The following is a 14,294-nucleotide window of genomic DNA, read 5'->3' on the forward strand; positions in this document are numbered from 1 at the left end:
ACAGACGCTTCGCCTGACATTTTTTTCACCAATCGCGGCATGTGATACGTTTGGTGACATACCTTGTGCGAAGCTTAACTTGTGTCTTTTGGTGACACTGTCTATCATGCGGGCCGAGCGTCGAAGGACAACTTTGATGAATCCGCTCCCGGCAGGACTCCCCGGAGTGTCTTCATCAAATCTGTTTTAGACTCCGGAGTTATTCATGCTGTTGACCCTTAATCCTGAGATATTGCTTGCATCGTTTGCCGTATTGGTTGGCCTGACGTATTCCACAAATTCCCTCCTGCTTAATCTGATCGAGCGCAAGAAAGCGGCTCGCAGCCCCGATGAAGACGAAGCGAGTGTCGACGCGGCGGATATGCTCTAGACGGGCCTTCTAGTTCTCAAGCTGAGAGCGAACGGCGTCGTGTAAAGGCGCCAGTCGCGCGATGAGCCCGTTGATCGCGGCCGTTGGAACGTGCAGATCCTCCATGGCGAGGACCAGCGTTTCGGCAACGCTATTGAAGTGGCTTTGCCTGATGTCCATGCCCCGGTGAACCGCCTCCATGGTATCGCCTTCGTAGACGCACGGTCCGCCACTCAGGTCGCAGAGATGCGATACGAACTGTGTCCTGAAACGTTCAATATTACTGTTGCGCCAGAAGTGAACGACCTTATCGTTGTCTGCCAGACGATAGAGAAACTGGTCGGCAATGTTTTCTATTCCCTCCAGACCCCCTAGTGCCTGAAAGAGCTCGTCCTCAACAGGCTGCGACGCGCTAGTGCCTGAGTGCATGATTGGTGTCTGAGTTGCGCAGCCGCCAAGTAGTCCAAAACCGCCAGACAGGCTGATCAGTAGCGCCATTCGAAGCCTGCGTAAGCGCTGTGACCAGACTGGTTTCACTTGAGATTCCCGGTATTCAGATGGACCGATAGATAAAGCCCCTCTTGCTGCTTCTGACCGGCTACCGATCCAAGATCAGTATAAGCGGTCACTATCGACACTGACTTTGATGGAAACCAGCCAATGAATACATCGCGCCAGTCATGCTCTCGAACCCCTGCCAGGTTATCTGGCTTTTGCCGATATTCGACGCCCATGGCCCAATAGCGGTTGAGAAAAATGGCGAGGCTCGCTTCGCCTACCAGCTGCGGGCGCTCACCAACGGCACCGAAGCCAAGCAAGCCGCCCTGGTTCGCCTCGGTATACCTTGCAGTAGCGCTGAGCGCCAGGTTACGGCCGAGCAAGGCGTTGAGCCAGACCTTGCTCGCAGCGAGATAGACGTCCACGCCAGCGTTGTCATCAGCCCCCAGTGCATAGGGAATAGTCGCTTCAGTGTTTCGCTTGTACTGAAGGCCAGCTGAAAACTGCGGCATCGTACCGTAGACGACATCACCAGAGAGCCTGAGCTTGGCACCTACCACATGCTGCGTGATGGTCAGCGCCAAAGGATCGACCCGAAGCCATTGCTTTGCCAGCGACAGCTCCAGGCGGTTATGAAACCCGACCAGCAGACCTGTCGTTCTGAGCCCGAAATCATCGACGCTCGTCATGCTGGCGGAGACCGTTGCCGCCACTTCATCGTCGCTGCCGTATCCGCCAATGAAGGCCCAGGGGACAAGACCACCACCGCCAGAGCCCTCGATATTGACCGCGCCAGCAGTCCCCAGAAGTTTGCTGCCTTGCAGCCCTTCATCCAACGCCAGGGCACGCCCTCCCGACACGACTAGCAGACCGAGCGACAGCGCCTGCATAAACCGTCCCGGGCTCATGACAATACGCCACTACGTTTGTTTTCAAAATCATCCAGCCAGATCTCCAGAGCTTCCGGCGGCAAGGGCTTGCTATACCAGTACCCCTGCAGATACTCGCAGCCCCAGGCAGTCAGCAGTCGCGAAGACGCCTCGTTTTCGACACCTTCAGCGACAATGCTCAGCCCGAGATTGTGCCCCATGTCGATGATTGAGCGCACCAGGCGCTGGTCGGTTTCCTGCTCGTCCAGCTTAAGAATGAAGGACTTGTCGATCTTCACTTCCTGCACTGGAATCAACTTCAGCTGAGAGAGTGACGAATAGCCGGTGCCGAAATCATCCATAGACAGGCGGAAGCCTGCGTCACGCAGGCGTTCCAGCTGTGCAATGGCGGCAACAGGGTCACTGATGGTGGCGCTTTCGGTAATCTCGAAATGCAGACAGTGACTCTCGAGGCCAGCATGTGCGAGCTGACCCAGCAAGCGATCTACCAAGGTCTTGCTCAGAAGATCGTGTGCGCTGAGATTGATGCTCACCGTGATATATCTGCCCTTGCCAAGCCAGATCAGTTGCTGGCGAATGACCTCCTGAATGACCCAGTCGGTGATCAGCAGAATATCACCGGAATGTTCGGCAAGAGGAATGAACTCATCCGGGAACATCTGCCCCATTTCCGCATCCCGCCAGCGTAGCAGCGCTTCCACCTGCTTGCAGTCACCAGCGCTGGAATCGACCTTCGGCTGATAATTCAGCTCAAAGCCCCCTTTGTGCAAAGCCAGCTGCAGGCGGCTGGTGATCCTGATCTGACGTAAATGCAGCTCATCCATGCCGATCTGGTACACCGATGCGGTCGCCCGCGCCTGCTCAGCGCTTTTAAGGGCGATATGAGCACGCCGGAGCAAGTCGTCATACGACGCCCCATGATCTGGTGAAAGCACGATGCCTACATGAAGCTCCACACGGACTTCTATGCCTTCAGCTTCAAAGGGTCTAGCCACGATGGAAAGAATCTTCTCAGTGAGCGCGGGGACTCCCGAATGGTCCAACTGGTCGCAATATCCCAGAAAGCGATCAGCATCTATTCGGGCGATCATGTCACCCCGGCGGAGCAAGCGCCGTGCACGATCGGCAAACTGTTGCAGCAGGTCATCGGCGAAACGCTGACCGTAGACATCAGTGAGCGGCGTCAGATTGGTCAATCTGATTAAAGCCAGACCAAAACGGGGGACACCCCCTGCTTCGAATTTCCGATTTTCGATGACCTTGCTGATGTAATCCCGATTCGGGAGTGAGGTGAGGAGGTCATGCTCGGCCTGAAACTGAATGCGGCGTTCACGTTCACCGATCGCCTCGCCCATTGTCTGCAGGGCAGATTCCAGCTGCATGAACTCAGCTGCGGCCTGAAGCTTGAGATCCTTCGTGTAGTCGCCGCTGGCAATTCGACGGGCCCGGGCGACGAGGCTTTCAATCGGTTTGCTGAGGCTTCTTGCGAAAAATAGTGCCAGCAACAGTGAAAGAATCAGGGCCACTACCGCGATCGTGCCGATCTGTTGCCTTAATTGGGAAAAATCAGCGAGGCGGGCGTCGAGAGACTTTGACACCAGCCCCGTGACATCAGCATTGCTGGCCTGGAAAGTCAGCGACTGACTGAACCAGGTTTTATCCTGCAGTCTCGCCTGCAAGGCCTCCCTGGCCAGGCCAAGCGTCATCGAGTCGTCGAGGCCCTCTTGAAGGAGCATGTCCGGCAGCGTAGAAATCATGCTCAAGGGTGAATCGAGAAGGCCACCCCCGGCCGTCACCGACGTGCGACGGAACAGAAACGTAATATCGGCCCTGGTAATTGACTTGAAGGAATCCATGAGTGCGACGTCCAGTTTGAAGCCGAGCCCCACCCACGCCAGTAGTCCAGGCGCCCGCACAGGTACGAAAGCCAGTTGAAAAAGCTCGCCTTCAGCCACGATGAATCGCACGAAAGCGTCACCATTGCCTGTTGCGATATTCCCGGCCAGCGAGCCCTGCAAGGTATGTGACGCGGCAAGCACCTCGCCCTCAGGGTTCAGCAACGCCACGAGTGCGGCACCTGCCCTGTCTCCGTGATTGCCGAGCGCACTCATGGCGGTATCGAGCTCGTTTGTGGCAATGGCCCGCTTTAAACCAAAATCGGCGGCGAGAATGCTGGTTCGATCCAGCAGTTGCAGAGATCGATCTTCGAGAATTGCACTGAATACGCGTTGCGCCGTCTGCAGCTCTTCGCGTGTTTCACGCACGATGGACTGTTCGGTGGCTGTGAAGACGGAATAGATCGTGGCGCCGAGCGCTGCAGCGATCAGCACTGAAAAAACCAGCAGCAGCTGGGTCTTGAAGCTGTTCATCGACGGGCAATCACTGTTGCGGGCTGCCTTTCCTGAAGCCCTGCAAGCGGCTCTTCAGATCGGATATCGATTCGGGCGCCGAGGGCTTCCAGTTAATGGGGAGCGTCAAGGTCAGGGGATCATCGCCGGAGCCAGAGAGGTCAAGCTCAAATTTTAGAGGCTCTTCTGAGCCCAGCTGCTCGTGCCATAGACCAATGGTGAGTTGTGCAGCGGCTGTTGCCCCGTGTTGCAGACTGAGCTGCCCTGCCTCATCAGTGACCCCATAGACCGCCTGGTCAGTCACGACTACGGCAGCGCGCATACTGTCATGGATGTTACAGCCCAGCAGAACCACACCGGTTTTGTCGAACACCACTGGCGGGGCATCGTTGGCATGGTACAGGGTCAGTTCGAAAGGTTTGGCTCTGGAAAAGGAATACACATGATGGCGAACGTTATCGCTGTTCGGAAACCAGACGCGGCTGTCTTGGGCAACGATACTCGTCGATGGCGTGAAGCGTTCGTCGACCTGATCTATCTCGATGCGGTCATTCCCGGCCGACCGCTCACCAGAGGACGATACGGGGGGCGGAGCATCGTAGAGAATCGCCGCCACGCTGGGAATGGCGCGGCCCTTCAGATCGAGAACACGCAGCTCGAGTTCTGCCGCGGCGATGCTGCTGGACACTAGAGACGCCGTCAACAGTACCTGAAAAAATCGACCAGTCTTTTGCGAGCCAAGTCCGCAGGGAGCCTTGAGGTCAGATGAGTAATAAGACAATGGAATACCCGATGCACCAGCGTTGAACAGTTCTGTTCAACCGATGCCTTCAATTATAGTCGATAGCCTGTTCAGCGCCATAAGCAGCGGAATGTGTTCACTATCGCCTCGCTCATCGAGGATGAGGCCGTTCTAGCAGCCGTTTGTGGACCTCGATATGAGTGGCCGCGAATTCGGCTCCATGGCCGCCTGATAGGTCACGTGGCAAGCCGAGGGGTCCACGGCATTGAGCGCTCTGATAGTGACGACCTGAACGGAGACGGGGCCTGCTTCGGCCGGCGCGGCATCTGCGTCGCTCTGCTCCGTCAGTAAAACCGTTTCCGAAGAAATGTTGAAATCAGCGGCCGGCAGCTTTGCAGCCGCCAGAATGCCGGCATCACTAGCCGCCGGATAGCCGAATTCGAGCCGGACCTGGGCTTTTTGAAGCATCACATGCTCCGCCTGCTTGCCTTCTTTCAGGTAGGCGGCGTACGACATCGCTGCGGCAGACTTCAACGCGCTTTCCACGCCGCTGAGCAAAATTGAGCGAGCCTCTCCATTCAGGCCGGCGAATCTGGGAAATACTATAGCCGACAGGATGCCCACGATGACGATAAGCATTGCAAGTTCAACCAGCGTGAAGCCGCTCTTTGCCTGTTTCATATGTTACCCGCTCACTGGTATTACCAATTCGTAAGACACTTGTCCGCTATGGTTCAGTATACGGAGTGCTTAAGAAATGACCGTGGCGATAGCGTAGCGCTTTGCTGGAAATCTGTGTGCCGTCTGTCTCGCTTTGTAAACGCTGCGACAGGGCCTGGTGCGAAAGGCGGCGGGGTGACAGCGTCACGCCCGCCAGGGGAAGTACTAGAGAGACACGTTCAAGCGAATGATGCCAGGCACACTCGTAATATCGTCAGGCCCATTCGCGAGCATGATGAAATCTAGCGTAATGTTGTCCTTGAACAGCCAGCGAACACCGAGATTGATCAGATCATCGTCGACGTCCTTATCAAAATCATCATCTCCACCTTCGATGAGCACGTACTCGATGTTTGGCTGAAATCGACCAAAGCCGGTCTCATCAAAGGTATAGGCAGCGGCCAGGCCAAGATTGAATATAGTGTCGTCCCGCTGGTCGTCGGCGAACTCGATTTCCGGACTGACTGTCAGCATGACCCCCTGAACGAGGGCAGTAGCTGCAGCACCGATCACCACGTTGGTAAAATCAGGGCCTTCGTCTACATCGAGATGCGCCAGGCCCGCGTAGGCAGCGGCATTGATTCTCACATCACGGTTGCCAGTACCTATTCGCGGAAGACCGAATTTGAAGGTCGCTTCATTGGCTTGTAGCTGATTGTCGTTCCTGCCGCTGATCGCGCTGTTCAGCAGCAACTCGCCTACCGGAAGGCCCAGGCGCACACCGCCACCTACATCCAGCTCGCCTCCAGTAGCGAGATCCACCATGAAGTCTCTGTTTTCCGCCACAGTGCCTCGTTCGACAGTAAAATGTCGAGTAGGCTCATGATAGCGTGGGGGTTCTGCCGCCAGCACAGCTGAGCTGACGAACAGGCCTGCTACAGCGACTGAACCTGCTGCAAGCGATCGATGCAAATATTCTGATTTCACGAGGTTTTTCTCCTTGAGGGGGCAGCCTATCCGGTGCCTGAGTTGTTGTTGGGACGATTCGGGTCAAGCCCTGTTTTGACAGAGGCGATAGTGGACCTGACGCTACTGTAGCTGTGAGAGCGCGAGCTTAACAGCTTCGGATGTTTCGTATACTGAAAGCTCGGAAAACGCGTCTATTCGAAGGCCTGCGGGCACACCCGATTGCGACCAGCATGCTTGGCCTGATACAGACAGTTGTCGGCCGTCAGGAGGGTTGCATCGAGTGACTTGCCTTGGTGTCTGAGTGCCACTCCGACGCTGACGGTCAAACGGATGACGTTGTCAGTGGCCGTGGTGTCGTCTTCATCAGCGGCTACGTCAGTATCACAGGGGATCTCGAGCTGCTCGGTCTCGGCACGAATTCGTTCTGCAATCTGAAGGGCATCCGAAGCCGACGAACTGCGCAGGAGAACCAGGAACTCCTCCCCGCCCCAACGACTCGCTGTATCAGTCTGGCGCAATCCATTGGCAAAAATCGAAGCCAGAGATTGGAGGGCAACATCACCAGCACTGTGACCGTAGCGATCATTCACCTTTTTGAAGTGGTCGACGTCTACCATCAGCACCGCGTAATCAGTCTCACTTCGGCCATAGTCATACTCCGCTTCATCGAGCAGACTCTGCATGTGCCGCCGATTGGCGAGGCCAGTCAGCACATCCATCCTCGAAGCCGTTTCGATGTCCTTACCGAGCCTCAGTAATTCATCCGAAGATGCCTGGCGCGAACTTTCAATGACAAAGGAAAACAGCGTCGTGAACAGGTAGCTCAAGAGGTAACGTAGCTTGAACTCGTCTGAGTAGGGGGACTGCAGGCCAAGGACTTCCGGCACCAGCACAATAGTGAAGAGCGCAATGTACATGAGCGTGCAGTAGATGATGCCTCTGCGAAGGCCAATGACATAGGTGATGAGCAGTGGATAAATATAACTCCACAAGGCCGCTGTTCCCTTTTCACCGCCGGTCGCCACCAGTAGAAGTATGAGCGCCGACATCGCGAAGACGGTGATATTCTCAAAAAGTACGCGCCGCTTCAGCAAATGATATTGCACCAACGCGAATAAGGTGACTGCACTGGCCGTGAGCAGCGCCAGGCCGTAACCCAGCATCCCGTTCAGCAGCACCTTTATCCCGATACCTGAAAGAATGACGCTCGTGGAGGCACTAAAGAGCAGCAGGAACCGTGTTCGGCGCCGATGCTCTTCCTCCTGAACCTTGTCGGCCACGCCCTGAGAGGCGGGTTTCTCATGCTTCTTCATAGTGTCGATTGATCACTGCAGCTAAGGAACATCCGGCGTCGGCATCGTTGTCAGGCGAAGGCCAGCTCTGAGCTTTCGGGACAGCATGTCGATGGCGATATTGAGCATGGCCGTCACCAGAATCAGAAGAAGTGCTACGTCAAAGCGGATATTTTCGATCGCGCTATCTATGTAGAAGCCTAGCGTATAGATGCCGAGCACGCCGAGAATTGCTGTCTCCCTCATGATGATTTCCCAGCGGTAGAATAGAAAAGCCAGAAATGGACGGTACAGCCGAGGCAGCAGTTCGAAGAAATAAAGGTCCGTTCCGGTGCCAGTGCCGGGCCTGAGCACCAATTCATTGCTTTGGCGACCAATCAGGTGACCTATGATGCAGCCGTTGTGCAGGGCAAGTGCCACCACTGCGGGCAGCATCGACGGCCCCCATAGCTGAAGCAGCATATAGGCCAGAATGTACTCCGGTGTGGAACGCCCAACCACGAGAAACAGATGCCCCACAGAGCGACGCTTGGCCCCTCCAAAATGCTTCGATACCAATACAAACGCAATCAGGGTCAGTATTGCAGTGGCCACCAGCGCAATCTGAGTGAGGATCACTGTATTCCACAAGCCCGGCACAATCTGTTCCTGTGCTATCGGCGAAAACCACTCCCAGAGCTCCGAGGGGCTGGACCAGCTCACACCATTTTTCAGCGGGGCGGGCACGATGTCTTCTGTGAAGAAGCGGCCAACGTTGCTCCATACGATAGGCAAGCCTTCACCGAGAAAAAAGGGGGATGCCAATACGTACAGCGGGAGCAGCCTGGGCCTCAACCACCAACGCATCGTTGCGATAATGAGGTAGAAGATCATCAACATGGCAGCCACCTCGGAATAGTGACCCTGAACGAAGGCGGATTCGAGATAGAAACCCAATGTGGGCAGGCCGACGAAGCCAAGGATGGCGCTCGAACGAAAACCACACTCCAGGCGGTACGCGGTATAGCTTTTCACATGCGCAAAGGCCTGCGGCAGCTTCAGAAACAGGGCCTGAATGAAGCGCGAGCGAATGGGTGGAAGGACAAGGCCAGGAAGCGGATCCGTTTCATCATTGATTTCCGCATAGACCTTGGCAAAAACCCCGGCGTAGGGAATGGCTATGGCAAGGACACCAGTCAGTGGGTGCAGTCCGAAGAACTGCAGGAAAATCAGGGCCCAGAACAGCTCGTGGATGGCACGGATGAAGGCACAGAAAGCCCGCACCAGCGCCTTGTCGAAGAACAGCATCAGCAGATAGCCGGCAATACTGCCAAGCGCAACACCGACAAAGGCAAATCCGACAGTTCTCAATAAGGCAGTGGCCAAGGTATCGATGGAGTCGAGCGAGGGTGTGAGGAATCCGCCTGCGAAACGGAGCATCTCCCCCCACGGGTCCGACGTGGTGATTTCAATATCACCCAGTAGCAGACTCACGAATGCGACGCCCAGGAAGATGAGACTGACACGAACGGTGGCCGAGCCAAGCCCCAGCGGCAAGGGTGGCTTCACCTGCCCCCGCTCGGGGTCACTCATAGAGAAACCCGAGATCCGCCGCCCTCAGGGTGGCACTCGGTTCATCCAGCGCAAGCCTGCCATCCCGCAGCCCAATGACCCTTGTGGCATGCTTGAGGGCAAGATCCACATCATGCAGGGCGACGATACTGGCGGTGAAGCTCGAGGTCAGTAACTGCAGTACGTTATCAGCCTGAGGACCATCCAGCGCAGAGCACGGCTCATCGGCAAGCAGCACCTCAGCTTCCTGATATAAGGCGCGCGCGACTGCTACGCGCTGCTTCTGTCCGCCCGACAATGAAGCTACGGCCGTACGCAGACTGGATGGCATATCCAGCTGCCCGAGAATGGATTCCATTTCAGCGGCCCTTGCGGCCTGAGGCCAAACGAAATTACGCAGATTCTGCAGCCGGCCATATCGCGCCAGTCTCGCCATATACACGTTATGAAACACCGGGAGCTGAGTTACCAGACCAAGCTCCTGCGGGAGGAAGGCTATGGATGGCATCGGATCGGCACCTGCCGTTACCGACCGGGTGAGCGCAGAAAACGCAAGCTTCAACAGGGTGCTCTTGCCCACGCCGCTTTTACCTACCAGCGCAACATGCTCGCCGCGCTCGATCCGCAACGAGACAGCCTGCAGCACAACGTGCATGCCATATTTGGCCGAAAGATCGTCCAATACAACTAATGGCGTACTCAAGCTCAGTCGATCAGGCCGATGTCTTTGGCGACATTCAGTATCTGCTGATAATCCTTGTTCTCGGCCTTGATGAACTTCTTGCGCGGGAAGCTGGCAAGCAGATCGGGATCATCCATACTCAGCAGCGCCTGCTGAACCTTTTTCTTGAATCCCTCACCGAAAGTCTTGTCGACATCGCCTCGAATCGTCCACTGATAGTCAGGATAGGTCGGCGTCTCCCATACAACTTTAACGGCATCTAAGTCGATATCACCCGCAGCCAGCTCAGTCTCCCATACATCGAAACTGACGGCGCCGAGTTGATAGGCCCCAGATTCGACCAGCGCAATGGTGCGTGAATGATTATCCGAAAAGCCCACTCGGCTGAAGAATTTGTCAGGCGCCTGCCCTGTCTCTTCCCTGATGTAGAACTCGGGCATCAAGCGACCGGATGTACTGCCCTTGGACCCAAAAGTGAAGGTCTTGCCGGCCATATCCTTCGGAAAATCTTCTCCTGGCTCGATGGCAGCGCTTTTGTGCGCAATGAAGTAAGTCTTGAATTGGGTATCTTCCACACCCTGGGCAATGGCTTCGGACCCATCGACCAGTCGCCTGGCCTGCACGCCAGACAATCCACCAAACCAGGCGAGTTGCACCTGGTTATTGCGAAAGGCAGAAACGGTGGCAGCGTAATCCTTGACAGGAACGAAGCGAACATCGACTTCCAGCGTCTTCTCGAGATAGTCAGCCACCTTCGAGAAGCGCTCCTGCAAGCGGGTTTCATCCTGATCTGGAATGGCAGTGAATACCAAAGTTTCAGCGAGTGCCTTACCGGTAGACAGCATTCCAGCGAAAAGTAGAGGAAGCGTGAACAGGGTGAGTCGTCTTGTTCGTGAATTCATTGCTTTAAGCATGAGGTAGTATCCTGGTGATATTGTCGTATTGTATTCGCTCGGTTATCGTCAGACTGATGAGGCCGCCTTTCATTCTTACGATCCAGTGCATCATCCATGAATGTCCTTGTCATTACACCGGCCGCTTCAGGCTCAAGAGCAGGCAATCGAGCCACGGCGCTCCGATACAGACAATGGCTGCTTGACGCCGGACACGCCTGTCGCGTCGAGACCGGCTTTGAGCCCTGCCCAGACCCGAATGAGTGGCAAGTTGACTGCGTTATCGTACTACATGCCGTACGAGGTCGATATGCCCTTGCCGAGGCAAAGCGCCGTGGGATCCCGATTGTGCTTGTGCTCACAGGGACTGACTATTATCGATTCCAGTTCACCCAGGCAGCCGACTTCGCTGCCTCGCTAGAAGCGGCCAACGTACTTGTTAGTCTGCACGATCTCGCCTATCGATCTATACCGGAACGCTTTCACTCCAAACTGGTCGTCATCAAGCAGGCGGTTGCGTTCAAGGAGGAAGGTTCGTCGAACGCAGATGACGCGTCAGCGCCTCCTGAGCCTCCCGACGACAGCCTGCTCAGCAGGCTACTGACTTCGCCCGTCTTCCCCATCGCTGTCATTGGTCATCTTCGAGCGGAGAAGGACCCTTTTATCACTGCCCGGGCCGCCCATTTGTTGCCCGTGGGGTCCGGCATCCAGGTTCTACATGCTGGTGCTGCCCATTCCAGGGAATGGGCAGCGCAGGCCAGGACGGAAATGACCCGTAATGTACGTTACCACTGGCTAGGTGAACTCAATCGTCACGACACACAGCATCTGCTCCGGCAGGCGCGACTCATGGTGATCAGTTCTGTCATGGAAGGCGGCGCCAATATCGTGTCTGAGGCTTGTGTACTTGGGCTGCCGATACTGGCCTCGAATATCGATGGCAATATGGGACTGCTGGGCAGCGATTATCCGGGGCTTTTCGAGGTCGGGAATGTAGACGCCCTCAGAGCCCAGCTGCATCGTTGTGAGACCGACCCTGACTATCTGACCAGACTTCGTGAGCTCTGCCAGCGACGAGGCAGTCACTTTTCACCAGCACTGGAATCGGCCGGCCTGCTCGACAGTATTGCCCGCGCCTGTTCAGTATCGAAGTGAGATCGGAGCCAGCTGGTCCCCCATGGCCTGGATGTCGCCGATAACGACCGTTGCAGCATAACCAAGCCTTCTGAGTTCAGCCACACACTGGTCGACGCTGTTGGCTGGCACACCTGCGAGCAGGCCACCAGCGGTCTGTGGGTCGAACAGGAGCGGATACAGTGGATGATCGAGCGACTCCGCCTGATTCGAAATCGCTCTGCGCAAACGAACGTTGGCGGGTTGAAGCGAGCTGAGTATGCCCAACTTCGAGGTCTGCAATGCGCCTTCGAGCACAGGAATGCTCGCGAGATCCAGCCGGGCGTCAACACCGGAAGCCTTTGTCATTTCGACGAGATGGCCAAGCAGGCCAAAACCCGTCACATCTGTACAGGCCGTTGCGCCGTGCCTGCGCAGACAGCTGGCGGCAGCCTGGCTGGAGAGCACCATCGACTCAAGCGCCGCATCTATCCATCTACCTTTTGCGGCCAGACGGGCGTGCGCAGCAAACAGGGTTCCGGTGCCGATCGGCTTGGTCAGAATCAGTTTCTGACCCGGCAGCAGGCCACCTTTCTTCAGCACTGTTGCAGGGTCGATCAGACCATTGATGGCAAAGCCGAGCGCCAATTCCTGGCCCTCTCCGGTATGGCCACCTACCAGTGCACAGCCCGCAGCATTCAGCACCTCCACTGCCCCCGACATGAGTTGAAATAGCAATGCTTCAACCTTGCTTTCAAGGCCTTGTGGAATGGTCGCCACTGCAGTGGCACTCTGCGCTTCTGCCCCCATGGCGAAGATGTCGCCCAGACTATGGTTCGCGGCCACCTTGCCAAAAATGTAAGGATCGTCGATAAAGGACCGGAAAAAGTCGATGCTATGGACGAGGGCCATTCCCGGCGGAATGGACAGGACGGCCGCATCATCCGGTGCGTGCAGACCCACCAGAACATCCTCACGTTCAACCGGCTTCAACGAACTGATCGCGCGACTGAGCACACTGGCGCCGACCTTTGCGCCACAGCCACCACAGCGCATGGCCACCGCTGATATGGCCTGGCTATTTTCCTCGCTGCTCAATGCTATGTTGTGCTGGGCGGCGGCCGGCTGCTCATCCATGGTCGGCAACTCACTGAAGCGGGCTATGAAGCGACGATCGATCCAGTCCTTCCAACGCCAGACCCAGGCACCACGAGCCAGGAATCGACCTTTGCTGGCGAAGGCATACTTGTCCCCGGTACTGATGAGTGCCAGCCAATTCCGCTGCGGCCGATATCTGAACAGGCTACGATTCTCGACATAACGCCTGAGATTGATGGCCAGTGGCTTGCCCTGTCGCACTGCAAACACACCCGCCTTTGGCCTCGGGTGATCAATCATCGTGGCGACATCGCCGGTGGCGAAAATACGTGGATCATTCACCGACTGCAGGGTTTCGGTGACCCTTATGAAGCCTTTGTCATCCAGATCGAGGCCTGTACCCCCCAGCCAGGCGGGCCCACCAGCCTCCGTCACCCACAAGGTGGTATCGGCAGCGTAAGTAGCACCATCGCCGGCAGTACTGAGGGTTCTCTCGCTCACCTGGCTCACTGCCGTGCCGAGAACATACCTGATGCCGCGAGTATCGAGCACCTCGGCAAACTGTTTTCCGAGCGCGGAAGGTGCCTGTGGTAATAGCGACTTTTCCTTGCCAAAGACGGTGATAGCTACAGGCTGCGCCGACGAGTCTCGCATCGACCCCAGCCGATGCTGCAGGGCCAGCGCAAGTTCGACACCACCGGCCCCTGCTCCAACCACCGCAATCTGATAAGGTGAGGAACTGGAATGACCGGCCGTGATGGACGCGAGCAATTGCGCCCAGCGATCGTTGAAGCCATTTATCGGTTTGACCGGCACGGCATGTTGAGCCGCGCCAACTACTGCACTGACATTGGGACTTGAGCCGGTGTTGATCGACAGGACATCATAGGCAAGTTCAGGTCGATGCCGACACTGAACCGTCTGACGTGATCTGTCGATACCAATGACTTCATCTCGATAGAATCTGGCGCCAGCAAATTCGGCCAGGCGACGAAGGTCGATATGCGTGTCGTCGTAACTGTAGTGCCCCGCGATATAGCCAGGTAGCATGCCCGAATACGGCGTGTGCGTGTCTCTGCAGATCAAGGTGATCCTGACGCCAGGAATGGGCTTCATTCCCAGCATCTTCAGTACCACCGCATGGCTATGCCCGCCGCCGACAAGCACGATGTCGCGCAGCACAATCTCGGAACTCTTCATCATCAAGGT

General features: G+C 56.3%; 13 protein-coding genes. 2 read left to right on the forward strand and 11 right to left on the reverse strand.

All coding sequences use genetic code 11. The annotated features are described in order from the left end of the window. The first annotated feature begins 205 nt into the window (after window positions 1-205). Entirely contained in the window at window positions 206-370 is a 165-nt protein-coding gene (locus ABD735_RS15590) for a hypothetical protein (protein ID WP_344808100.1), read from the forward strand. A gap of 9 nt (window positions 371-379) precedes the next feature. Here ABD735_RS15590 and ABD735_RS15595 read toward each other — a convergent pair whose 3' ends face one another. The 10 genes from ABD735_RS15595 to ABD735_RS15640 form a co-directional block, all read right to left on the reverse strand. Further along, window positions 380-886 (reverse strand): group I truncated hemoglobin, encoded by a 507-nt coding sequence (locus ABD735_RS15595; protein ID WP_344808102.1) that lies wholly within the window; start codon window positions 884-886, stop codon window positions 380-382. Then, window positions 883-1,755, reverse strand: a complete 873-nt coding sequence (locus tag ABD735_RS15600; protein ID WP_344808104.1) for a DUF3034 family protein — start codon at window positions 1,753-1,755, stop codon at window positions 883-885. The genes ABD735_RS15595 and ABD735_RS15600 overlap by 4 nt, the downstream gene beginning before the upstream one ends. Next, entirely contained in the window at window positions 1,752-4,106 is a 2,355-nt protein-coding gene (locus ABD735_RS15605) for a putative bifunctional diguanylate cyclase/phosphodiesterase (protein WP_344808106.1), read from the reverse strand. The genes ABD735_RS15600 and ABD735_RS15605 overlap by 4 nt, the downstream gene beginning before the upstream one ends. Window positions 4,107-4,116: 10 nt before the next feature. After that, window positions 4,117-4,773, reverse strand: coding sequence for a methylamine utilization protein (locus ABD735_RS15610; protein ID WP_344808108.1), 657 nt, complete (start codon window positions 4,771-4,773; stop codon window positions 4,117-4,119). A 225-nt stretch (window positions 4,774-4,998) separates the two neighbouring features. Further along, window positions 4,999-5,508: a type II secretion system protein gene (locus tag ABD735_RS15615; RefSeq protein ID WP_344808110.1), complete on the reverse strand. Its 510-nt coding sequence runs from the start codon at window positions 5,506-5,508 to the stop codon at window positions 4,999-5,001. Window positions 5,509-5,712: 204 nt separating this feature from the next. Then, window positions 5,713-6,474, reverse strand: coding sequence for a hypothetical protein (locus ABD735_RS15620; RefSeq protein ID WP_344808112.1), 762 nt, complete (start codon window positions 6,472-6,474; stop codon window positions 5,713-5,715). A gap of 173 nt (window positions 6,475-6,647) precedes the next feature. Beyond that, window positions 6,648-7,769: a GGDEF domain-containing protein gene (locus ABD735_RS15625; protein WP_344808114.1), complete on the reverse strand. Its 1,122-nt coding sequence runs from the start codon at window positions 7,767-7,769 to the stop codon at window positions 6,648-6,650. 21 nt (window positions 7,770-7,790) lie between these two features. Then, window positions 7,791-9,320 carry a PhnE/PtxC family ABC transporter permease gene (locus ABD735_RS15630; protein ID WP_344808116.1) on the reverse strand — a complete coding sequence of 510 codons (1,530 nt, stop codon included), beginning with the start codon at window positions 9,318-9,320 and terminating at the stop codon, window positions 7,791-7,793. After that, window positions 9,313-10,002, reverse strand: coding sequence for an ATP-binding cassette domain-containing protein (locus tag ABD735_RS15635; protein ID WP_344808118.1), 690 nt, complete (start codon window positions 10,000-10,002; stop codon window positions 9,313-9,315). The genes ABD735_RS15630 and ABD735_RS15635 overlap by 8 nt, the downstream gene beginning before the upstream one ends. Before the next feature lie 2 nt (window positions 10,003-10,004). Continuing rightward, on the reverse strand, window positions 10,005-10,826 hold the full coding sequence (locus ABD735_RS15640) for a putative selenate ABC transporter substrate-binding protein (protein ID WP_344808296.1): 822 nt from the start codon (window positions 10,824-10,826) through the stop codon (window positions 10,005-10,007). 165 nt (window positions 10,827-10,991) lie between these two features. Here ABD735_RS15640 and ABD735_RS15645 point away from each other — a divergent pair, with 165 nt between their 5' ends. Continuing rightward, a complete protein-coding gene (locus ABD735_RS15645) occupies window positions 10,992-12,029 on the forward strand; it encodes a glycosyltransferase (RefSeq protein ID WP_344808120.1) in 1,038 nt (345 codons plus the stop codon). On the opposite strand, the gene selD is transcribed toward ABD735_RS15645, so the two are convergent. Next, window positions 12,015-14,288, reverse strand: coding sequence for a selenide, water dikinase SelD (selD, locus tag ABD735_RS15650; protein WP_344808122.1), 2,274 nt, complete (start codon window positions 14,286-14,288; stop codon window positions 12,015-12,017). The two genes, ABD735_RS15645 and selD, sit on opposite strands and share 15 nt — an antisense overlap. Between the last annotated feature and the right edge of the window lie 6 nt (window positions 14,289-14,294).

This window comes from Allohahella marinimesophila, from assembly GCF_039538005.1.
GTDB lineage: Bacteria > Pseudomonadota > Gammaproteobacteria > Pseudomonadales > Oleiphilaceae > Allohahella > Allohahella marinimesophila.